This window comes from Caballeronia eucalypticola (assembly GCF_047608185.1).
Classification (GTDB): domain Bacteria; phylum Pseudomonadota; class Gammaproteobacteria; order Burkholderiales; family Burkholderiaceae; genus Caballeronia.
Map to the genome: position 1 here is coordinate 1 of NZ_JBLKRU010000040.1, position 21,367 is coordinate 21,367.

Below are 21,367 nucleotides of genomic sequence, written 5' to 3' on the forward strand. Positions count from 1 at the left end.
GGCGGTCTCAAGTCGAAGTGCAACAACTGGTCTAATGTTTAGATGACGTTGCGAGATCCGCTGCTTTTAGTGTCGCGGCAAATACCTCGAAGGGTGAATGAAACGCATGCGTAGCACGAGGGCGGTTGTTCAAGCTGTCTGCAATGACGTCGAGGTCGGCCTGACTATGGACGGAAAGGTCGGTGCCTTTGGGCAAGTACTCGCGCAACAGGCCGTTGGTATTTTCACAAGTTCCTCGCTGCCACGGGCTGTGTGGATCGCAAAAATAGACATTCACGCCTGTTTGAGCGGCAAGTTCTTGATGCCGTGAGAGTTCACGCCCCTGGTCGTAAGTGAAGCTGTGACGCAAGTGCTCGGGGATCGAGTTGAGCTTGGCGGAGAAGCCAGCCAGTGCAGATTCGGCTGTGGCATCGTCCATCTTAGCCAGCAGCACTAGACGGCTGGTTCTCTCCACCAACACGCCCACTGAAGAGCGATTGCCTTCGCCTTTAATGAAGTCGCCCTCCCAGTGCCCGGGCATCACGCGATCCTCTATTTCAGGTGGGCGCACGTGAATGCTGACCATATTTGGAATTTGCCAGCGGCGATCACTACCCCGTGTCCGCGACATACGGGCGCGATGAGCACGACGCAAACAAGCAATGAGTTGACGCCGTAGTTCGCCGCCTGGGTGGGCGTAGATAGTGGTGTAAATCGTTTCGTGCGAGACCTGCAAAGTCGGATCGTTTGGGAACATACGCTTGAGGACTCCAGAGATTTGCTGAGGCGACCAACGCCACTCCAGCAGCGTGAGGACGACCCTCCAGCAAGCGCTGTGAGGCCCGAGTTTGGGCGCGACCGCACTGTTGGATCGTCGGGCCGAACTGAGTGCGTGCGCCGCTGCTGGGACATAACCAAGCACAGAACTATTGCGCCTGAGTTCGCGGCTAAGGGTAGAGGCCGAGCGCCCGAGTATTCGGGCCATGGCCCGAATACTAGAACCCCGTTGACGTAGGCTCGCAATCTCCAAACGTTCCTCAGCTTGCAACTGCTCGTACTGATTTGCTTTATGCATTACAACACCTTATACGCTTTGGTGTTGCGCTTCAATTTTGAGCCCGCCCTGCCTTGGTCATCATCGACCTCTGTGAAGTCGCCTGAAATTGGCAGTAGAGTCTCCAGTTTTCTCGCCAGCCAATTCGGTTCGAGAGTCGAAAGCTCCACATGGATAACAACGTCGAGCCATACCCATTGCGAGACATTTTTAACGACCGGCTCAGCCACTTCCCATTGCTTTCGCCACAGACGCTCCTCCTCGACCGCGTACTGAGAGCGGGAAGACATGCGTTTGCATTCCACGAGGAAGCTGTCGCCGTGCATCTCGACTCGCATATCGGGAGTCCGGGCACTGCCTTCTGGAATGAATTCGACCGTGAAACCTAGCTCGGCATAAGACAGTGCAACCAATATCTCGAAGATTAAACCATCTGGCTCGCGCTTTCTCTCAGTCGCTGTCTCTAATAGTTTCGCATCGAGGTTACGGACCGAGGCCTGATAATGCAGCTTGCGGCCAATTGCTCCGAGGAACGGCAAGACTCTGGACGAGTAATAGGTAGGGCTTTCATGTGGGCGTGCGATGGTCAATTCGCAAAGGTAGAGATACCAGCCAAATGTGTCTTCAAGCCAGAAGATGGGTACGTCGACCAGTCCAATGGATGCGGCAGAAAAAGCTTGGTATTCAGCTTCGATTGCATCTCGGCGCCGCAACCAGTTTTCGATTCCTATTTGCGAGACGAAAGCGTCGAACACGCGGCGCAGGATAACCTCGTCGGCCTCTAACACCTCAACGTCGGAGTCACCATTCGTATGCGACGATACGTTAGCCCAGATTTGATGCGGTCGCATCAAGTTGTCGAGTCGATTCGAGCTGTCCGAATTGGATTCGGTCCGAGTTCTCATGGTCAGCACCTTCGTTTATAGTTCACATCGACCTCGCACGCGCCGGCCAAAGGCAGCCTCCGCAGCCGCATCGGTTCTGTCAAAGAGTCCCGACACGGCCGGATATTTCGCATGCTACCGCTTTCGCACGAAAATTGAATCAGTATTAGTCACACTGAGAAGTCAATGCACATGCCATCCGCAATTACGCTTGGCACTTAATTCCATCCTTCATGCCGCGAACATCGCTCGCGAAGCTCACGATTATCGTGGCCAACTCATGCCAAACAAAGTCGAATTCTTCGTTCCGGACCCTGCACAACTCCCCCTGGTCTTTACATTAGCGCCCGCAGGCTTCATGGCCCAATTCACTCCCATGATGGTCCCGGGACCGGAGGTTGCAGCGGTCGCGTCGCCGTTACCTAACCCGTCCATACCCAACGAATACATCGTGCTTCTCGCCGATGCGCTGGACTCGGGGTATGGCTCCAACGCTACGCCTATGCCCACAATGCCACTCGCTGACCGCATCGCGTTTTACTGGCATTTAGCGTTACAGTTGGATTTGGCATTCACCCTAGTAAAGCCGTTGCCTCCCGTGGGGTGGGTTCTGCAACCGTTCGCGTCTGAAATCGAAAAGACAGCAAAGACAACGTACTCGTACCTACTTGGTATGCTTTACACGAGCGTCGCCACACGGCTTTGGGGCGAAGCAAATGGTTGGGGGAATATCCGTGAGTTTTGGCATTACGGCGTCCTGGCAAGCCGTGCTACTAACTTCATGGCCGGAGTTGCATACCAGCAAGAGAATCCTGATTTTCTCGTCGAATTTCACGGCGGAGCCGGGACTTGGGCTTGTGTGGAGGCAAAAGGAACGCTGCACAATCGGGATGATGCAGCCATTAAGAAAGGACTTTCGCAGGCCTGTAAGTTGACGCAGGTTAAATGGCAAAGCATTGGTGCGCCAGTGACAGTTGTGTCGCCGGCTCAACAGGCGTGCGTCATGACCTATTTTCATCCTCTGCAGCAAAATTCGTTGGAAGTCGTAGTGATAGACCCGCCGGCAGATACGAGTATCAGACCATCTGCGGACTCCAAGGCGCCGCTATTCTTTAAACAAGGCGGAGATTTGGTTCGCTGGGGGCAAGCGTTAGACCAGTTCGAATCCATGGCTAAGGCAGCCGAGGGGGAGGACCCGCGTTTGCAGCTCGAGCGGTTTGATTGGGCGCGCACCAACAGTCAGCATGACGTGTGGGTGGGCGTCCCGAAAATCATGCGGACATATGCTGGGACGATAAACTCTGCGCTGGTTCTGCTAGATTGGCTGGTGCCGTATTTGAGCTCCTGGCGAAAGAAACCGAGCGTCACCCCTCGAGGAGTCAACATGCGGTTAGCTAACATGGCTAGCTATGCCAAGACGCGTGCGAACACCGTAGAACCAGACGGCATCGAGAATCACGCACTAGTGTGGTCACGCGTGGCGCTGTTCCTCGACGTACTCCGCAAGGGAAACAAAGAAGTCCTCGCATGGGAAATGGTGCTCCGCGATATTTGGTCTTTGCAAATATTCCGGCGGTTGGACTTGCCGGCAAATCTGGGATACAGCGCAGTCAAGACGCTGGAAGACCTGTGGACCATGTTCAGCAGGGCGGTCGTCATCGAGCGCGACCAATGGGAAATAGCTGATGCTGCGAATGGTGCAGACGCCGGAAACGTTCCGTACGCGAAGACGATGCACGGTTTGATAGTCGTTGCGTTGAGTCCGGATTCGAATAAAATCGTGCGGACGGAGCGCCGTCCACTACGTTTTTGACGCCACCTGAATGGACTGCGGACACACTGAGTCCATTACTGGCGTTTGCGTGACGCTCAACAATGACCACTTCCGCGCTCTTAGTCAGCAAGGCATCTACAGCATCGCCCCTTCCTTATCGGTTAGGTCGAAGGTCGAGTTGACCTAGTTCCTCAAGCGTTAGAACGACCGCCTCGACCATATCGCCGTCGAAGTCATCTCTTTCAGCCTCTTCGTGTGTACCTTTATTCAGATAAGTCCAGACAAGATTCTGCGCAGGTATTCCGAGAACCCGCCCATAAGCTGCAATCAACGTTTCCTTATTTACGTGAGCAAACGTCCCAGCTTCACGCAACCGCCTGAGCTGTGCTTCGCACAGGTTCCGCAGCGCCGGTTCGGCTCCAACTCCCGCGAGCGGCAAGCTGATTAGGCCGAGTTGGTGGCTGACGAGCCATTTCCACACCTTCTCAGAAAGCATCTCAAGTGCCTGCCGGGATGCTGCCAAAGCCTCCCGGTCATTGAGTTCATTGCGAGCCGCACGAGCTTTCAAGATGTAGTTGGCGCTTGACACGTTGCCCGTTACCCGTGGCTGGTAGTCACCCGTATGATGTCGCAAAACATAGACTTGGCAATTGTTTCGACGCTGAGCCGGAAGATGGTTCTGAATGTCCTTAATGAATTCGTTGCTGTGACAGGTGACGATGAACTGAGTATCGGCGAAGATGTCGTTCTCAAACAGCGCTTCGCGGATGCCGCCACGATGGTCATGGTCGATGGCATTGATGGCGTCGTCGAAGATGATGGTGGGGCAATGGACACTCTTTGCCTTTGCCAACAGAATCGCAAGTCCCAAGCATCTAATGTGGCCTTCGCTGAGGACATGCAAAGCATCGACCTTCGCATTAGGGCTGCCCCGGAACGCAACCTCAATCTTGCCCTCCGCTGTGACCGGCAGATAAAGCCCGGAGAGCTTATCGGCGTCGAGGTCGTTCCGGTTGAACTCGTTATACAGAGCCATCGCCGTTTCATTTAGGCCGGCCATAAGCTGCCCCCGGCAGCTGGTCACGATATGCTTTTAACTCTTCGAGGAATCTATTGTAGACCTGCTGCAGGGGAGTATCTCGCTCGATTTCTGCACGCTCTTGGTTCGCCTGCGCAATCAATTCCGCGTTTGCTGCAGAGAAGGCTGCTATTCGGGCCTTTGCTTGCGTGATGCCATCTTGTGCCTGCTGCCGCTTCAAGTCTTGAGCTTGAACCTTGAGTTGAAACTCGTTCAAGCGTCGGCGCTCATTACTATTAGCCTGGCGCTCTTGTTGCGCTTGTTGGTTTGCCTTATCGAACGTCTCGATGGAGTCGGCAACTAACAGCAATTCTGCCAGCACATCGTACCCTTCACGTTCGACTTGTTTCGCTGCGAGTACCTCGTGCCACTTCGCAAAGGGCTGAGCAGGAATTTTTTCGAGAACAGTAATCAGTTGCACGGGCTTCGCTGCCTGGGCTGACAGGTGTTTCGACACAAGTCCGACAAGTTGATGAAGCGCCCGCGATGCGTCATCCGCGCCATTTTGTGCCTGGGTCAGTGTAGATTGAAGGAGCGCCAACTCCTTCAGGCCTTCCAGCCCTGAAGTCGCTTTCTCGTAAGGGTTTCGGACAACCTGGATTTCACCAGTCAACGGCGTGTCGCAGGCTGGGCATCGGTCGCCCACGGAAGCTTGCAAAAAAAGAACAGCGTCGTAAAGCTTTTTGAACGACACCTGCTCACTGCGCGTGCGAAGGGACTCAGCGGCTTCGGTTACAACCGCCTGCTTAGCGTTGGTGGTATCGAGTGCATTCACGAGACCTTTGCGAGTAACTCCAACGACGCTCGGCAAGACCTTATCAAGGATGGCGTCCAACACGTGCAGTCGGCCGGGCGCCTCGTCTGAACCAATTAGCGTCTTAAGTCCATTAAACGTCATGCCTTCCGCAAACTCAAGCCCCAGGTTCGATTCCGCGACGGTAATGGCCTTGGTTACATCTTCCTCGCCTTGAACAAGAGTCAGGTCGTTCGCCAAGGTCGCCTTTTGCGTAGCAAGCGCGGTTTGCTTTACATTGGTGAGCTTGAGCTGGTTATCAATGTTCTCGTTGAAGTTACCGACGAAATCATTGAATTGGTCCATCCCAAACAGCGTTGCTATCAGCTCAGCACGTTGCGTCGGTGAACGGGCCGCTAGCCTAGAGAAAGAATCGATTCGATTCTTCTCGATAAAACAGAACCGATACATGTCTGCATTTGGCGTAACGTTGATTTCCCTGCCTTCGTTATCAACTGCGGTGAGCACTGGAGGCACGAACCTCCGGGCATGAAGGTTCGTGAAATATGTGCGAGGTGCTATCCGTTTGCTTTCCGCCTCTTCAACAGCACCCAATAGTGCGTGCTCAAGGCCTTCACAGACACTCGTTTTACCACTTCCGTTGGGGCCGTAGAAAAGTACATACTGTTTCGCTAGGTCAAAGGACTCCGACACACGGAATCCGCGAAACGGCCCGAGGGTGAACGTCCGTAACTTGTTCCACGACCAAGCGTCATCGTTTTCTTCAACTGCCGCAACGGGCGCTTCATCGACAACTGAGTGCAGAGAACGCCTGGCGATATCGACGAGGTAGACCGAACGGGCGCTGCGCTGCCGAGTCTTCTCAGCAATTGCATTGAAATCTCGCAAGCAAAGTAGTGCAAGCCGGCGGACATCTGGTGGAATTTCGCGCTCCGGCTGATAAAGCCACGCAACGAAACGTTCAAAGTCCTGCTTGGCGGTGGCCATGACTTCCTCTCGGTTCTTTTTCTAGTGTTGAGCACGATGATGCTAAGCGCATAGTGAGGATGAGAGAATATCTTTCCCGTGCTTATCGGTGACATCAAAAGCGTTGTGATGTAGGTATTCGCCAGCGAATGGCAGGTCAACCAGGTTCTGTAGCAAATCGCGTCTTAGGGCCGCCGGCCGTAAATTCGTGGCTATTTCGTCAGCCGCCCTTGCTCTTGAAAAGTCGCTCGTGCATCCAGCCATCATTTGTGGCTACGAGAACCGCTTTGTCACCAGCATTAGCCCTCAAGTCCTTTTGCAACGAGGGATATAGGGCTTGAATAGCGGGCTGCTTCGCCCATGCCGGCGCATCGTCAACCGTGTAGAGATAGTTCACTTGGGAAATCTTGGTGCCGAACATATCGGCCGGTTCTGTAAAGTTCTCGACTTCCTTTACTTTATATTTCCCACCGCAGAATCCGTCCCAACCGCCGAGGTTACCCGACCCGCCCTTGACGAGATACTTTTTCCCTTCATCGGTGAGAGTGTATTCCGAGCCTGCGACCATCCTATTCGACCCCATGAGAGGAACGGCAGTGTCGCGTGCTGATAACAATCCGGCGCTCACCAGTGCCGCTGCCTTCTCGTGCTCTTGATTGAAGTTGAATCCGCCGACCTTCTCTAGTTTAAAAGGTGCATCCTTCGCCGGCAAAGCGATGCACACGCCGCTTCTGGTATCAAGATAACTTTGAATTGCGGATTCGAAGTTGCTTTTATTCGCGTCTTTCTTGCTTCCACAGCCTCCAAGCATAGCAAACGCGAGGATTGATACCCCGATGACGTTAGTTCTCTTCATTTCACGTTCCTATTGTCGTCGTTTTTAATCGCTTCGCGCACTGGCGGCGCGGCGCGATTATCTCGCGGCCAACAGGCTTCGCCAAACGAACTTTCAAATTGAATTGCGTCCGATTCGAAGTATTCCAGTTCGATTGGCAACACCCCTAAAGTATCTCGAATCGAAGCCGTTAACCTCTGCATCAAAACTTTAAAAGAGAGGTATCGACGTGAGATTGCATCTGACATTGGTCGCAAGTATGGTGGCGCTAGCTGGTTGCGCGGAGACGGGCGCGGCGCTTCAAAGCCTTAACAACGGGCTTGCTCAAGTGAACCAAACGATGGCAGGTACTTCAAGCGGTGCGCCATCGATGTTCGGGCCGACACTTTCGACGGAGCAGCAAGGACAAATGCGAGGCGCAATGACGGCATCGCTGGGTTCCCGCGACGCCACGTTTCGCAATCTCATTGGCTCCGCGCAACCGGTCATGGTCGCTGTAATGTCGAAGGCTGCCTGCTACCAGGAGTACAACGACTCACGCGTGCTCAGCATGTATTCCTCGGCGAGAATAGGTAATGGCTGGATTGCGTCGCCATGGAGCAACATTAAGTACGCGCCAAAGAGTCGTTGCCTGAGCGTTCTTCGTACTGATTCGTGGACACAAAAATCTTTGAACTCGTTCCGATACCGTACGGTGTATTACAGTCCCGAGAGTGGCGAGAGCCAAGCGCTCACATATGAGTTCATCAATCAAGACGGCACCTGGCTGCTTAACGATGTGTCGTTCTAGTGGGTATCCCAAGTCCGCATGAGGACAGTGTGTGCAATGAAAACAATGTTAGCTCCGTCAACTTCATACCCTGGATTGGCTCCGAATATGATGTCACCGGATTCGACGGCCTGCGCGTCCTCATCGTCGCGGAATCACACTATGGCAGCAAACGCAGCGAACGCCCGACCGCAACGCCAGAGCTCGTAAAAGCGCTTGGTCAACGGCAACAGCACCCGAGCGCGACAGCTCGCCTGCGCAAGCACCCGCATTTTGCCCGCATCGTCACTACCGTCAACAATGCCAGCCAAGCATCCAAGTTCAGCACGATGCAACGGTCGGATTTCTGGGAGCACGTCAGCTACTACAACTTTCTCCAAGAGTTCATGTCTGCAGCCCGAGTTCCGCCGTCTGACAAAGCGTGGGCGGACGGACGTGAAGCGTTTCCGGAGGTGCTTGATGCGCTCAGGCCAGACCTCGTCATCGCGTTTGGCAAGAGGTTAAGCAGGCATCTCGACAAGGTGAGCGGCAATTGCGCGGTCGCGAAAGTGCATCACCCGTCGACGGGGTTCTCATATAACCGATGGAATCCGGTAATCAACGCGGCTCTCGCGCAGGCAGCGCAGATAAAGCGAACAGCCATGCGCTCGCAACACAAGTTGCCTGCGAACCTCAACTTCGTGGAGTGGTACGAAACGTCTCGTAAAGTGCTGCCATCACATGGCCCGCATCTGCCGGCGGCCATGCTCGCCGAGGCGCATGTGACGTGGGCACGGCAGATGACCGAGTTGAGGAGGCGCAGAACCTCTACCGGTCAACGCTAGCAGACGGTGCCGTTGCAAGAGGCCGAAGCTTGAAGGGTATTGTTCGAAACTGACCTCAATATAGCTGTTGGATTGGACCCGAATTCGCCCGTTTCCATACAAGAAACGCCACTTGGTGATAAACGCCAACGAACCGGTCATCAGATATAGTTGCGGACAACTCAAACTGAGACCTAGGAGACAAGCCTTGAATGTCTTGTTTGTTGACGACAATCCTGATTCTGCAGATGCCCTAGCCAGCCTCGCGGCGGCGATGGGACACGAAGCATCTGTGGCGTACGGTAGTCAAGGAGCTGTTGCGCTTGCGCGCGCCACGACTTTCGATTTGATACTCCTGGATATCAAGCTTGGAGAGGCGGATGGGCGAGACGTTTGCGCGGACATACGACGCGAAGGTGCCTCACAGCATTCTCAAATCCTTGCGATGACAGGGCATGTTGGATTGGAGCAAGGGGTTAGTCTTGGCGACTTCAATGGTTACGTCTTGAAGCCCATTGAATTTGACCGCCTTGAAGAGCTGCTAACGTCATAGCGTTTAGTCTTCCTTTAAGTCAGAAGGCGGTTGAGTCGGTGCGAAAACCGGGCCGCCTAATTGATGTATTTGGTGGACTGGAACGCGGGCGTTCCAAGGCTTCTGTCGCAGTCGGCATAGCGGTTGCCGAAGAACTCTTTCGTCACAACTCTGAGTCAGAAGCGTGCAAGTGAGACCACACATTGGCCGCGACGGCAGCAAGCAGAATCTGTCGACGTCATCCGCCGAATGTTGTTGCGCGGCCATCAACGGTCATTGCGAAAGAAGGCCTGCCAAATCTCGCCACGACTTACGTGTCCTCATGCTCTTATCCGCGTCGGCGAGCACATCCAATATCGCGCCTAACTGATATGGCGCACTCGATGTGTCGAGACGGACGGTCTTCGTCAATACGGCAAGGGTTTCCTCGGGCCAACGTGCCGCTATCGTGGTCCCATCTTGGACATCCAACAGGCCGAAAACTAACGTGTCGGGATAGTCAACGAAGGTAAGGTACTCGTGGATAACCTGTACTACTTCGGGAAATCGGGCAGGCATATTTGTGGCGAGGCGAACCATGCACTCAGTGCTAAAGCCGGACCGATAAATCACCTCTCTTGGCCACGCAGATTGAAAAAATCTCCTGCCAAAACTATCCCAATTTTTCTGTATCGGTACGATTTGTTCGACTGCCCACAAAGCAGCGTGGCGGCCAGACTCACTGCAGGAACGCAGCGCATCTCTGCATTCGACGAAGCTGACATATCCCGGGTTTTCAACATTCCAAAACGTCGCCTGCACCAGCATCTGAGCAATTTCTCGGTCTGCGCCTTCGTCAAGATGATACATGTTGGGTTCGTGCAGAATCTTCAGAAAATCGGACTTTATAGCCTTGAAGAATTCAGCCGGGTATGGCAAGTCGGACTTTGCAATTGCGCCTGCCCAAAAAGACTCAGATAATGCGTCTTCCGTAGAAAGATGGGGTAGGACGTGACGTTTGAACCATCGTGCATCGACGAAGTACAGGAAATTTAGCCGCCTCCCGAGCAAAATGGCGGCATGCGATGCTCCGTCTCCTGGCGCGCTCAACGTGTTGCGTACCCTCCGGCGAAAGTCGTGAGAAAAGCCCTCGCCTTTAACAAACTTCTTGTCGGCGAGGGTGTTGAACAATGCGTTCAACAAGTGTCCCATTGGACCGTTGATGGCATGGGTCACTGTCTTCGTTGAGCGCGGGATGCCCTCCGAATCCCTTGAGGAAACGATAGCGCTGGCCGTCGCCGTTTCTGTCTTCTGACCGAGCGCGTTGAATAGGCTGTCCCAAATTAGCCAGAACTCCGTGGGTGCGAGTTGATGAAAACGGGCGGCAAAAATCTCCATCCATCTTGTGACTTCGTGCCTAAGCTCGAATACCGTCTCTACAGGCAAAGTGGCAAGCCGGCGCGCAAACATCAGAAAGAGCCTTGGGGATGTCGACGGTGGCCACGCTGAGATGAGTTGGCGCCAGAGGAGGAGTGGAAAGTTTCTCCTTCTACGCTCAATGGTCAGCGCCAGAAACGCCTTTACTGGATGTTTTTCAATCAGACCGACGAACGGGCGCTCCTCAACGAAGTCATTGCGATGGCGACCCGACAGTTCGAGCGCGCGTGAAACAATCTGTCCGGTAGCAAGCCCGCCGAGTTCGCTCGGGTCTTTACGCTGCTCTACCCAACCGGCTTGGCCTTCCCAATCGTGGTCTGCACCGCGTTCATGTTCAATGGACCAGTCTTCGGCTCCTCGAATCATTCCCAGAGCCTTTTCGGTGCTGCCAGAAAGCACACATCCGTTAAGTTGCAGCCATCCCAATGACGTCCCAGCATCATATTTTGATGACGCAAGATGCTCTTCTACTGACTCGCCGTCATAGCGTTGACGACCTCTCAAGATGCGACGTTCGACATCGCGTCGGCGAGCATTTGAGAAGTCGCTCCAGCGTGCTCTCAACAGGTGAAGTAACTCGCGTCGGACATACGGATTCCAGAAAATTTCGTCCGGAAAACCTTCAATGCTCATTCCAACCGTGAGGCTGTCGAAGAGACTTCTGTCCATCCAGAAGTGTAGCTGCAGCCTCGCGAAAAAATAGCCGTCAGCGTTTGGCCACGCCTCCATCTCTTCTCGCAAGGATTTCGGAGACAGTTTACGCAGCCGCTCACAGAGGTCAACGAACCACAGGAAATCAGCATCTATCCCGCTTAGGTGATTCAGTCGGGAGCCGCTTTTATCTTCTGGCGAAATCGCTGGCGCCCGATAGAATTTGTGCGAGCCCTGGACGTCGTCTAGAAGCGTTATTGCACACTCAAGCGTTCCCCGCATGATTTGGGTGACCGGGCGCACGAATTCATCAGGGACCTCAATGTCGGCTCCTCTGCGACTATGCGTTTTGACGTCAAAGCGAACTAACTGCCCGACGTCAACAGGTTCTCCGTTGACCGGCGGGCGGTCAAAATTGAAAATTACCGGACGCGCGGCCAAATATGGTTGAGCGAGGTCCCGTAGCTCCCGCAGGACCGCATTCGTCCATCCCTCTGCGCGAACTCGCATCTGAAACGTAACCCACTTAAAGTCGTCAGTGCTTTTGCCCGAAGACGCCAGGCCTTCATACAACAGGGCCCAGACGCGCTTCGTCGAAGCATCGAGCGGTGACGCAGTCGGGTCCAGAATCGTGAGCCTGCGTCTGATGGCAGCAAGCATCGCGGGATGAAATTCGTGCTGACGTACTGCCCACCAAACAGCACTCGGTTGCTCTAGGACACTTACGAACCATTGCATGAGGTGCCGAACGCGAGTGCCAAGTGGCACCTCCCGGCATAGCACATTCGAAAGGCGAGCATTAACTGGCTCGATAGCATCTGTGGGCAGTGTTGAGAGAAGGTCGAGGCCTTCTTGGATAGCGCGCGGTCCAGCTGCTACAACCCGAGGCGGGTCGTCATCGAGTCCGTAGTCTTCGTGAGGGTCGACGTCATCTTGTCGCAGTGGCGGGCGAGCCTTCTCTACGCGACCATACCGAGACAACTTATCAAAAACGCAAATCCATTCTGCCGGAGGCTTCGGCACGGCTTCCGAGAATGACTTCGCGCCCTCCGGTGTTGCGACCAAGGCTGCTACCTGACCTCGTTGAAAGGCATGCAGAGCGCGCGGAGAGGTGCGGGCTAAGGAGATGACTTCTGATACCCAACCGTTCTTGTCGCTCGACCGGTTGGCCCAAGCTTCCAGTGTCGCCCAGAGGTGTGAGAATTGGTCGTATCCAATCCCCACAATCCCAAGCTCGCTCCATTTAGCACGCACATTTTCCGCTGGGCCTTGACCAAACGCGTAGATAGTACGCAGTTTCGAGGACGAACTCGCAGAAAGCCCTTCTAGCAAGTATCGAATCGGTGGGTCGCCGGCTGAATATCCCAGCAAGACGACCACTCGACGTTCGAGCAGTTCTCGCATGAAAACGGTCGACCACCCGTCCGCCAGGTAAGCTCTGCCAAAATCTCCCGAGCTGAGAATTAGATTTCCGATTTCGTCGTGATTGTGAGCTAGACGCCCATGCAGATAGACGATTCCAGTGGGCGACTCATTAAAAACCATCGACGGTAGCAGTGGGGCTGACCATCGCTGCAGTTTGCTATCTAACTTCTCGAACATAAGGTCGAAGTTCGTCGTCACGACGAAGGGCTTGCCATTTGCGTCGGTCGAGAGTTTAAGTATCGATTCGTGGTTTTTTGTTTCGACCTTGCGTGGCGTTTTAAGTAGCGCTCTTACCTCCGTTTCGATGGTGGAGCGAGGATACTCCCGCTGCAACAACCCAAATACTTGGTCGAGTGGGGGGGCAAGTGCGGGGTCGTTTTCGCGTATCGCGTTGGCCATTGCGATGCCAACTTGTGATGTTGCGGACACCCCCAACCGGGCCATCACTTGTGTGGTAAGTCGAAAAAAGCTTGGCAAGCCGACGGGCATAGAAACCCCAGCCCCGCAAAAGAAAACAACCTCTCCCCGGTCTCGGTAGGCGAGCAATTCGTTGGGGATAATTGGACCAGCAGCGAGGAATCTCAGTTTATGCTCCTATTCGAATGCATGTTCAGCACATCTTCGCCAAGAGAAAATCATATAGGACCGCGTCGACACGGCGGTGTCCTCGAATGACTATGTATGTCGAAAACATAACGCGTCGGTCGGAGGCAAGTACTGAAACTGTCGCTCGCGTTGATATCTGGCTCGGAATTGGTTATTCAATAACTCGCGTTATTGTAGAGAATCGAGCGCCCACAGATAAGCGAATTCTTGTCTTCCGCGAGGACTGTGCGCTTCTCGTTGCAAAAAACTTCTCTCTGCTGGCTCAACCTATTTTGACAGCGACTCTTAGAGAATTAGTAGTGGACGATTGAAGTCACCTCAAAAGCGGTCCCACTCTTCAGTTCTACCCCTCACCCAGAAGCATCTAACGTGGGCCGGCTGACGATGCTGTCTATTCCAATTGATTCCGAACCAGAAGAATTGGGTCTGTCCTAACGATATCCGCTGCGACACGCCAATTTTCATCGAGCACGCAGTGCGGCACCCTCTCCTTCAAGACCTTCAATGTTTTCCCAACAGCGACCCGCAGCAGAGGCGTTGCGTAAAAGTTCACCCGCCGAGACCTGCTCGCGGCTCCGCTCCTCAGGTCGTCTAGCAAAGAGCAAAGCGTTCCGCTAAGCGTCTCCAAGTAGGGTTCGATATGAGGTGTTGATGCTTTCGATAGCAGGTAACGAACAGCGCCGAGCTTTTGCTCGACTAAAAAGTCGGGACCGCTTCGAAGGCTATTGATGAGGTAATGCACCAGACGACTCGTTTGCACTGAGGGCAATTGATGCTGACAAAGCCACTCGTTAGCCATTTGCAAAGCGTCGGCCGTTACCTCTCGATTCGAATTGCTCTCTAATATGTTAACGATGCGGTCGATGACCAAATTGGATTTGTCCGGCCACCAATGCAATCCAGCGAATAGGAAGGCCGTTGCGGGCAACTCAAGAAGAACGGAAGCGTCCCAAAGTTCGGCGAACCAGACGTCAAGTCGTTGCGTCTGAAGCATCGCAAGGCTCAAATTAGGCCGCAGTACGTGGAGGCAGAAATACGAAATGGCGCGAAGCCGGTGGCTAAGCATCAGGCCATCTAACCCATCTGACGAAGGTTCTCGCATAACCTTTTCCAAAAAACCAACGCCTTCCCGCGTCCACCACGTTCTCACTTTGAGGACTGCGGCTATCAACTCCATCCCTTCCCATCGGACCGGCACCGGCAAAATCGCGCCGTATGTAAGCGATGAGACCAGAAGGTCATTAGGGAGAAGTGCGAACTTCTGCCTCCTCCCCGCAAACTCTTCCTCGCGCACAATGTCGGGGCATTCCAGCTGAACTACCCATTTTTTAAACAACTCATCTCTTTTGGGTCTTCCGGGCACCGTGGGCCAGGAAAGAAAGGCATACTGATAAAATCCGTGGGTGAGGGGATGACTGTTTACTGCGACCCCCTCCCATAAATTCTTAGCGAACAGATTCTCCTGAGTTCGCGTCAAGAGCTTTCCTTTATACAACCAATCGAGTGCGGCAATGTGCCTCGCACGAACTGTCTTGTCGACGCTAGCACTCAGTTTTACGAGAATCTCGTCTGCGAGGATGGCCACCACCTCTGTTGGGTCAACATCGTTCGACGGTGGCCCAAGCAACGAAACGGGATTTGGCCACAAATGCATAAGGTCAAGCGTGTCGAAATCGACAAGCGTGAGAGCGATGACTCGAGGAATGACGACCCTGCGACGCGCCTTCGGCAGCAGACGTACGGCCCGGGCAAAAAAGGCCGAATATCCCATGTGAATCGAGTAGTCGCGCTGGAGCGCCCTTGAGCTGTAGAGCTTAATTGCAACGTCACACACCGTCTCCGCGTCGTCCGGGTCAAGCCTGAACGCCAGTCGGGAGACTATTTCCATGAGAGCTTTCAGGGTAGCGACCCCCTGAGCATCCAATTCCATGTCCACGGCGAGAGAATTGAGAGCGGTAAGCGCATTTTCGAATGCAGACTTGGCTAGCGTCTGCTTCAGGGCCGACACTGTGGCAAGGTCTAGCTCATCCACAGAGTTACCTAAACCATCACATGCGCGAAGCATGAGTCTCAGGCTCGATGTCTGGCCGCCGGATGTAGACAGAATTCGAAAGCAAGATGCAATGGTCCTAGCAGTGTATGCGACACCAACTAAGACGGGCGGCAAGGAAACGCACTCGGTTAGCCGAACATACTGCAATGCTAAAGCTTTCGCGTTCGTGACAAGCCCCGGCATAACCCTATTGTCAGGAACTGATACGGCATCGATGTTTACCGCACTCTCCTGCAATAGCCGAACCGCCTCATGAACCCCGGCGCGCGCTTCGTCCATGATGAGTGTTGGATGTTCAATGCTGTCTCTTGCCTCTTCGTCCCTAACAATCCTTTGGTCCATGCCCTCTCTGCGCGCTGCATCATCGTCTGTCGTGTCTACCCCGTACGGATTGTCGTTGTGAATGCTCTTCGCTGAATCGGCTTCAACCCGAAGTCCTGGCTCCGGCGACCATGGAACTTTATCACTGCGAGTCGAAAATGATTCCGCGCCTTTGACAGCGACCCGAAATGTTGAATACAACCATTCTGCCCACTGTTCGCGTGAGACCAACTGAACCTTTTCGCCTTCGAACTGAATCGCCTCACGGATGGACCTTAGCCCGTCTCGAACACGGTTGAAGCCTGTGCGAAGATGACCGAGCTCCCCGAAGAGTGCTCCCACCCGAATCGGCCAATATGAATCCAGTGCGCGCGTCGAGAGCTGGTCCAATTCCTGAACCAACAGTAAAGCTTCCTCTTTCGCGCGGCGCTCGAGCTTGAAAAGGATGGCCTCATACAGCAAGCCGCATCGTTGCTCGATGGAAAGCTTTCCAAATTTTTCTTCCTTCAGTCTTCCGTACCATTCCTCGAACACGACGTCGTCATTTGTTTCTCGCGCATTCCTCAGGAGCGCAAACGCGAGGTTTGCTTTCAGTATCGAGTGGTCTTCACAACGAACAGAAAAATTCTCATTGCGATTTGGGGTCCGATTTTCGAACACGACAGCATCTTGCAAAGCCCTATCAGCTAGCTCATCGTTAATCAAGCGCGCAGCGTCTTCTGGAAGTGGACTGAGAGTTACATCAATCAGCCAGACGAGCTCGTCGAGGAACACAAGGCGGACCCAGCGAGGCAATGACTCTCGCAAAGTCTCGTAGGCTTGAATTGCAAAAGTCGGAATTCGCGAGTCAAGCGCTCGCCGTCGACAATCTGCGGGAGCAATAATCCAGCCGGGGTATTCGGCTCGATTTCGCTGGACCTCGGTCAGCCATCGGCCAAGCTGCCCGGAGTTCGCGGACATTGGAGGCAATATTTGAACGTTCGACTCGTAAGGCCATTCCACGGTGCGTACGGGAGGGTCATCCCTCCAAAAACTCAACAGAGCTGTAAGCGCTTTCGCATAATCGCGGACATCTTTTGACCCGTTCAGCTCAGCAATGCTGATTGAAAAAATCTTTCTCTTTTCCAGAAGTATTCGCTGGCCCTCAGGGACAGGACGAAAAGTAATTAGGTAGAGTGGCGGAGCGTTCTCCCGCAAGTGGTCCCGCACCCATCCTGCCCAAGCGAGAAAATTTGGGTCATCTCCTGAAAACCCAATCAAAACGAAGACGTTCTCAAGCATTGATTGCTGTACTGTGTTGACGAAGGACGCGTAGTCTTTCGGATACTCACGGTAGTCGGTCTCGGTGACAATCAGCTTGCTTCCGGAGCGGAGCGACCCATGGAGTTTGATGATTCGAGGCCTACCGTCCCGCCTCGAATACGGAACGTCTCGTGCCGCAACGACTACCCGATAACGCGATTTGATAGTTGGGAGCAAAGCGCTACGGTCAGCATCTAAAGTTCGCTCAAGGAGCGTGTCGTAGTTCGTCGTGAAGACATCGGTCCAGTTCAGAGCAAGCAACTTTCTGTGAATATCGCCAGGAAAGACGACTCCAGCGTCGGGCAGCAACTGATGAAGTTTCGCTTCGAGACGAGCGCGGTCAAGCACCGCGACGTACTCTTCCGCCAGCCTAAGCATACCGCTCGTCCCGCCGAACCTTCGCTTAGCGCTTACTCGCGTGGCCTCGTCTGGATATATGTCTTCAAGCAAACCATCTATTAACTCTCCCCAAAGCGGTAAATGATTTCCTCCCTTTGCGTTCAAGCTGAATCCCGAACCAATCATGACCGCAGCATGGCCCTGCTTTAGTGCAGTTCGGATGGTGAAGAGATGCCCACCACCGGCAATCCGACCGACGATTTCGCTGGTGGATTCCTTGCTTGTAGCGTTTTCTTGTTGAGTCATCGCTGTCCGTCGGTAAGGTCCAAAGACCGTGCTGCTGTCAAATGGTTGTGCGCAAATGGTAAGTTTGTCGCAAGTGACGTCTTCCGGCTGTTACACAGCCTAGAGCTTCTTTGCACGAACCTAGTTGCAATTCGTGTTGACCGTATTTCCGAGGTTGGTCGACGCACAGGAAACGCTTGGACCAGTTAGGCGGACGGTCTGTGGCTGCCGCGCAATGACCGCCTGCATGTAGTTGGCCCACGCATTCATACTGTTGGCGAACTAGCAAGCTGCTGTTCCTGTAGCTGGCGCTCTCGGTCTTGTGTCATCCGCGCTTCGCGATATTGGCGCCCCGCATCCATTGCGGCCCTTCCAATCGCATACCGGCGCTGCGCGAATTCCCCGTATGTGACCTTCTCCTGATAAAGACCGACGACAAGCTCACTGACTTTCGCCTCGCCTTCGAGGCCGAAAGCCATCTCCTGCCGGATGGACGATTCATTGCGTAGAGTGGAATTTAGTGTCATCGGATGGCATGCTCACGCTCAATGCATGTGTCGCGCAGCGTCGCCCGCTTTGCGCTGAGCGGCCGCTCGACCGCAGTCGGAAACAAATCAAGCGACGCATACGGGACCAGGGAGTCGAGCTTGCGACCAGACTGAATCGTGTCGCGTAAAGGGTTCAGGTCGACTACGGCCATATCGGCCTCACAGCGACTGCGTCCAGCCTCGAATAGGGCCGCAAGCGAATTGCGCTGTGCGTCCGATGCTTCAGTCGCTTCTTTACGATGGAGACTCCCACCTCCGTTTGCATACCCTCTCGTCCCCGGAAGGCAATCCGCCCAAGCGATACCGAGTGCGCAATCCGCAGGGTGGTTGGCAAAACCAGGTCCGACGCTAATGCCCGCTTCGAGCTTCGCAAAAACTGCGGAGGCATTGACGAGTTTCTTGTTCATTTTTAGGGGGAGTTTGATGCGGATGCTCATCAGTCGAGCCGGCGGGGCACTCCACGCTATTAGGTGGTATTTCCGGTGAATTCTACTATCCGGATGCAATGCAGTCAGGACAATATATGAGCCGCGCGTGCGCAGAGGTTCGCGTGCCAAGAATTATCCGCAGCACCTAAAGAAAGCATCCCACATGCCTTAATCACCGTCAGCGGTTACGACTCGTCAAAATCAAACGAAAAAATCGAGGAAGCAGGTGGCAGTGGTTAACGCGTACGCTCGTCGATTCAGCCCTTCTAGGACTAAGTCAGATTTATCGGGAGGGCTTCCGTTACGCAAAGGCAAGCGTCCTGCTTCACGAACTTCAAGCAACGTCGGTCGAACATGGTGAGCTCTTCGGCCGAGATGCAACCCGGCAGGCGAAGTTGATGGTCGCACTCGATGCCATCAATGACAAGTATGGGCGCGGCACGCTGAAAGTCGGTGCGGTCGAGCAGCGTCGCACTTGGCACATGAATCAGGACAGGCGAAGCCCCAGTTATACGACGGACTGGTCGGCGCTTCCAATCGTGCGCTAGCAACGTTTTTCCGCGCCGGCAGTATCATAGGCTCGTCGACCGGAGGTGAGCCGTGTGCACGAGTTACGAGACTAATGAGTACCGGAAATTTGAAGCGTTCACTATCTTCTCGAAGCCGAACTTCGCATTTAAGTCAGAGATTTACAAGGACTACCCCGGCGCAATTATCCGGCGTATCGCTGATGGTTGGAGCACCGACTTGGCGACTTTTGGGATGGTGCCCAGAGAACGGATTCCGCCTCATGTCAAGGCGTATGACACCATGAATGCACGGGCGGAGAGCATCGGCGAAAAGCGCAGCTTCTCAAGCGCATGGAAGAATCTCCAGTTGTGTCTCATTCCGTGCGAGACGTTCTTCGAGCCAAGCTACGAAACCGGCAAGGCCGTCCGCTGGCGCATACGTCTTGCGGACGAGCAGCCCACGGCAATCGCCGGCCTATGGCGGGCCTGGGAAGAGCCTGATGGGCAGCCTTCGTTCTCATTTACTATGCTCACAGTGAATGCGGACTCCCATCCGCTTATGCGCCGCTTCCACAAGCCCGACGCAGAGAAGCGGTCTGTTGTCATCATTCGTCCAGACGCTTACGAAGATTGGCTAGCTTGCCGGTCGACTGACGAAGCCCGGTCGTTCCTACAACTATATCCCGCTGACGAGATGCATGCAGAACCGTTCCCACTGCCCCCAAGGGCGCCGCGCGCAAAACCTCCAGACGAGTCGCAGCAGTCGTTGATATGAACTGGACCAAACTGCGCTGACGTCGCAACCTGGTGATGTGAATGGCTGCTGAAATTAAGGCGCTGCTCTTTGACGTCGTTGGAACTGTGTGGATTGGCGCAATGGCGTTGCGCAAGAGGCGGAGCCCCTGTTCAAAAGTCACGGCCTAAATATCGACGCCTTCGAGTTCGCTGATTCATGGCGTGCTCAATACGCGCCCGCAATGGAGAAGGTGCGTAGCGGAAGGCGTCCGTTCGTCCGCATCGATGTTCTACATCACGAAAATCTCGTCCAAGATATTGAGCTTCGGCGTGGACGCCAAATCAATTCGAAATGCGGTCGGCACCAGTGGCTATTTCCCGTTTCAATCCTTCATGCGGAGCATCGCACGACACTGCTTTAAGTCTTTGCTGAGCGCGTCTATTTCCGATTGCATGCCGGCCGTTCGCCTGAGCAACTGCCCGACTTGGTACCAGTATGCATAACCCAAGTCTCCGTCCGCCAAGGCAAGTTCGTGGATTTTACGCAGGGCAATCTCTAGGTCGATTTGGTTTTCTGAAGGCATGTTTTTTTCTCTAGTACTTCAAGGTTGATGATTGGGCCGCGAAACTGGCGGGGTCTGAACAAGACCCCGTCGTTCACAAAAACGCTTCTTGATGCGTAACATGACCAAGGTGGGTAGACCGTTATTTTGCTGAGGCTCACGTCCGCCATATAGTGACGTGGTGCACTGCATCCCTTGTGGTCGGACAGGCGCGCCCCTCACTACCGCTCGTACCGTACAGCTGCGATTGATGACTAATTCGTCCCGACCACCCTAGACCCGTTCGTTTTGCATCACAATAGATAAATAGCTCTTGAGTGCGGAGAGGTACCATGCCAACGGCTTTAAATGCTGCTGCGCACGACCGGATGTTATCCACCGGGGAAGTAGCGACTATTTTGAATGTGTCTCGTCCTTATGTAGTCAGGCTGGCCGACTCGGGCCAATTAGGCGCAGTAAAAAGAAACGCAGACGGCCGACGACTAATCCCTGCTGCGGCAGTTGAAGACTATCGCAGGGAGCAAAACTCCAATGCAACCATTGCGCTTAATGAGCTTGCTGTCATATCGCAGGAAGCCGGCTTGTACGACGCCGGCGGACAGGATGACTGAAGACCGGACATCCGGTGATACTGGGTACCTTTGCTTACATGCCTGCCGCGACGTCTCTTTTATTCTGGGCCGGCGGGTCAAAGCGAGCGTGCTGGATTGGACATATGCATTCCGCCGCGAGATGCTGCAGTTTTGGACAGACAGCTC

At 54.1% G+C, this 21,367-nt stretch carries 18 protein-coding genes; 7 read left to right on the forward strand and 11 right to left on the reverse strand.

Annotation, left to right across the window (positions count from 1 at the left end; translation table 11 throughout):
- Positions 1-31 precede the first annotated feature (31 nt).
- Together ACMX25_RS31505 and ACMX25_RS31510 are read right to left on the reverse strand one after the other, a co-directional pair.
- Positions 32-1,054, reverse strand: coding sequence for an IS30 family transposase (locus ACMX25_RS31505; RefSeq protein WP_414948293.1), 1,023 nt, complete (start codon positions 1,052-1,054; stop codon positions 32-34).
- Positions 1,054-1,884, reverse strand: a complete 831-nt coding sequence (locus ACMX25_RS31510) for a hypothetical protein (RefSeq protein WP_414953828.1) — start codon at positions 1,882-1,884, stop codon at positions 1,054-1,056. Before ACMX25_RS31510 ends, ACMX25_RS31505 begins: the two co-directional genes overlap by 1 nt.
- 313 nt (positions 1,885-2,197) lie before the next feature.
- Here ACMX25_RS31510 and ACMX25_RS31515 point away from each other — a divergent pair, with 313 nt between their 5' ends.
- A complete protein-coding gene (locus tag ACMX25_RS31515) occupies positions 2,198-3,730 on the forward strand; it encodes a hypothetical protein (protein WP_414953829.1) in 1,533 nt (510 codons plus the stop codon).
- A 115-nt stretch (positions 3,731-3,845) separates the two neighbouring features.
- Here the strand turns inward: ACMX25_RS31515 and ACMX25_RS31520 are convergent, their stop codons facing one another.
- From ACMX25_RS31520 to ACMX25_RS31535, 4 genes are read right to left on the reverse strand one after another with little or no spacing between them, the layout of a single operon-like run.
- Positions 3,846-4,727 (reverse strand): hypothetical protein, encoded by an 882-nt coding sequence (locus ACMX25_RS31520; protein ID WP_414953830.1) that lies wholly within the window; start codon positions 4,725-4,727, stop codon positions 3,846-3,848.
- A gap of 7 nt (positions 4,728-4,734) precedes the next feature.
- Entirely contained in the window at positions 4,735-6,510 is a 1,776-nt protein-coding gene (locus tag ACMX25_RS31525; RefSeq protein WP_414953831.1) for an AAA family ATPase, read from the reverse strand.
- Positions 6,511-6,552: 42 nt separating this feature from the next.
- Positions 6,553-6,756, reverse strand: a complete 204-nt coding sequence (locus ACMX25_RS31530) for a hypothetical protein (RefSeq protein ID WP_414953832.1) — start codon at positions 6,754-6,756, stop codon at positions 6,553-6,555.
- Positions 6,710-7,345 (reverse strand): hypothetical protein, encoded by a 636-nt coding sequence (locus ACMX25_RS31535; RefSeq protein ID WP_414953833.1) that lies wholly within the window; start codon positions 7,343-7,345, stop codon positions 6,710-6,712. The genes ACMX25_RS31530 and ACMX25_RS31535 overlap by 47 nt, the downstream gene beginning before the upstream one ends.
- Positions 7,346-7,664: 319 nt before the next feature.
- Between ACMX25_RS31535 and ACMX25_RS31540 the strand changes: the two genes are divergently transcribed.
- From ACMX25_RS31540 to ACMX25_RS31550, 3 genes are all read left to right on the forward strand, one after another.
- Entirely contained in the window at positions 7,665-8,114 is a 450-nt protein-coding gene (locus ACMX25_RS31540) for a hypothetical protein (RefSeq protein ID WP_414953834.1), read from the forward strand.
- A 29-nt stretch (positions 8,115-8,143) separates the two neighbouring features.
- Positions 8,144-8,917, forward strand: a complete 774-nt coding sequence (locus tag ACMX25_RS31545; RefSeq protein ID WP_414953836.1) for a uracil-DNA glycosylase family protein — start codon at positions 8,144-8,146, stop codon at positions 8,915-8,917.
- Positions 8,918-9,104: 187 nt separating this feature from the next.
- Entirely contained in the window at positions 9,105-9,449 is a 345-nt protein-coding gene (locus ACMX25_RS31550; RefSeq protein ID WP_414953837.1) for a response regulator, read from the forward strand.
- A gap of 252 nt (positions 9,450-9,701) precedes the next feature.
- Here ACMX25_RS31550 and ACMX25_RS31555 read toward each other — a convergent pair whose 3' ends face one another.
- The 4 genes from ACMX25_RS31555 to ACMX25_RS31570 form a co-directional block, all read right to left on the reverse strand.
- Complete coding sequence (locus tag ACMX25_RS31555; RefSeq protein ID WP_414953838.1) at positions 9,702-13,319, reverse strand: SIR2 family protein; 3,618 nt, start codon at positions 13,317-13,319, stop codon at positions 9,702-9,704.
- A gap of 598 nt (positions 13,320-13,917) precedes the next feature.
- Positions 13,918-17,847 carry an SIR2 family NAD-dependent protein deacylase gene (locus tag ACMX25_RS31560; protein ID WP_414953839.1) on the reverse strand — a complete coding sequence of 1,310 codons (3,930 nt, stop codon included), beginning with the start codon at positions 17,845-17,847 and terminating at the stop codon, positions 13,918-13,920.
- A gap of 245 nt (positions 17,848-18,092) precedes the next feature.
- On the reverse strand, positions 18,093-18,353 hold the full coding sequence (locus ACMX25_RS31565) for a hypothetical protein (RefSeq protein WP_414953840.1): 261 nt from the start codon (positions 18,351-18,353) through the stop codon (positions 18,093-18,095).
- Positions 18,350-18,811: a hypothetical protein gene (locus ACMX25_RS31570; protein ID WP_414953841.1), complete on the reverse strand. Its 462-nt coding sequence runs from the start codon at positions 18,809-18,811 to the stop codon at positions 18,350-18,352. The genes ACMX25_RS31565 and ACMX25_RS31570 overlap by 4 nt, the downstream gene beginning before the upstream one ends.
- 389 nt (positions 18,812-19,200) lie before the next feature.
- Between ACMX25_RS31570 and ACMX25_RS31575 the strand changes: the two genes are divergently transcribed.
- The gene (locus tag ACMX25_RS31575; protein ID WP_414953842.1) at positions 19,201-19,350 is read left to right on the forward strand and encodes a DUF4113 domain-containing protein; all 150 of its coding nucleotides are present in this window, start codon (positions 19,201-19,203) and stop codon (positions 19,348-19,350) included.
- Positions 19,351-19,402: 52 nt separating this feature from the next.
- A complete protein-coding gene (locus ACMX25_RS31580; protein ID WP_414953843.1) occupies positions 19,403-20,086 on the forward strand; it encodes an SOS response-associated peptidase in 684 nt (227 codons plus the stop codon).
- Between the two features lie 343 nt (positions 20,087-20,429).
- On the opposite strand, the gene ACMX25_RS31585 is transcribed toward ACMX25_RS31580, so the two are convergent.
- On the reverse strand, positions 20,430-20,630 hold the full coding sequence (locus ACMX25_RS31585; protein WP_414953844.1) for a hypothetical protein: 201 nt from the start codon (positions 20,628-20,630) through the stop codon (positions 20,430-20,432).
- 311 nt (positions 20,631-20,941) lie between these two features.
- On the opposite strand from ACMX25_RS31585, the gene ACMX25_RS31590 reads away from it, so the two are divergent.
- A complete protein-coding gene (locus tag ACMX25_RS31590; protein ID WP_414953845.1) occupies positions 20,942-21,220 on the forward strand; it encodes a helix-turn-helix domain-containing protein in 279 nt (92 codons plus the stop codon).
- The last annotated feature ends 147 nt before the right edge of the window (positions 21,221-21,367 follow it).

Coding starts and splice junctions, on each gene's coding strand:
- ACMX25_RS31560 (WP_414953839.1), bottom strand. CDS start 17,847: ATGACTCAACAAGAAAACGCTACAAGCAAGGAATCCACCAGCGAAATC.
- ACMX25_RS31525 (WP_414953831.1), bottom strand. CDS start 6,510: ATGGCCACCGCCAAGCAGGACTTTGAACGTTTCGTTGCGTGGCTTTAT.
- ACMX25_RS31565 (WP_414953840.1), bottom strand. CDS start 18,353: ATGACACTAAATTCCACTCTACGCAATGAATCGTCCATCCGGCAGGAG.
- ACMX25_RS31555 (WP_414953838.1), bottom strand. CDS start 13,319: ATGGCCAACGCGATACGCGAAAACGACCCCGCACTTGCCCCCCCACTC.
- ACMX25_RS31570 (WP_414953841.1), bottom strand. CDS start 18,811: ATGAGCATCCGCATCAAACTCCCCCTAAAAATGAACAAGAAACTCGTC.
- ACMX25_RS31510 (WP_414953828.1), bottom strand. CDS start 1,884: ATGCGACCGCATCAAATCTGGGCTAACGTATCGTCGCATACGAATGGT.
- ACMX25_RS31575 (WP_414953842.1), top strand. CDS start 19,201: ATGGTCGCACTCGATGCCATCAATGACAAGTATGGGCGCGGCACGCTG.
- ACMX25_RS31590 (WP_414953845.1), top strand. CDS start 20,942: ATGCCAACGGCTTTAAATGCTGCTGCGCACGACCGGATGTTATCCACC.
- ACMX25_RS31505 (WP_414948293.1), bottom strand. CDS start 1,054: ATGCATAAAGCAAATCAGTACGAGCAGTTGCAAGCTGAGGAACGTTTG.
- ACMX25_RS31515 (WP_414953829.1), top strand. CDS start 2,198: ATGCCAAACAAAGTCGAATTCTTCGTTCCGGACCCTGCACAACTCCCC.
- ACMX25_RS31520 (WP_414953830.1), bottom strand. CDS start 4,727: ATGGCTCTGTATAACGAGTTCAACCGGAACGACCTCGACGCCGATAAG.
- ACMX25_RS31535 (WP_414953833.1), bottom strand. CDS start 7,345: ATGAAGAGAACTAACGTCATCGGGGTATCAATCCTCGCGTTTGCTATG.
- ACMX25_RS31585 (WP_414953844.1), bottom strand. CDS start 20,630: ATGCCTTCAGAAAACCAAATCGACCTAGAGATTGCCCTGCGTAAAATC.
- ACMX25_RS31530 (WP_414953832.1), bottom strand. CDS start 6,756: ATGATGGCTGGATGCACGAGCGACTTTTCAAGAGCAAGGGCGGCTGAC.
- ACMX25_RS31540 (WP_414953834.1), top strand. CDS start 7,665: ATGGCAGGTACTTCAAGCGGTGCGCCATCGATGTTCGGGCCGACACTT.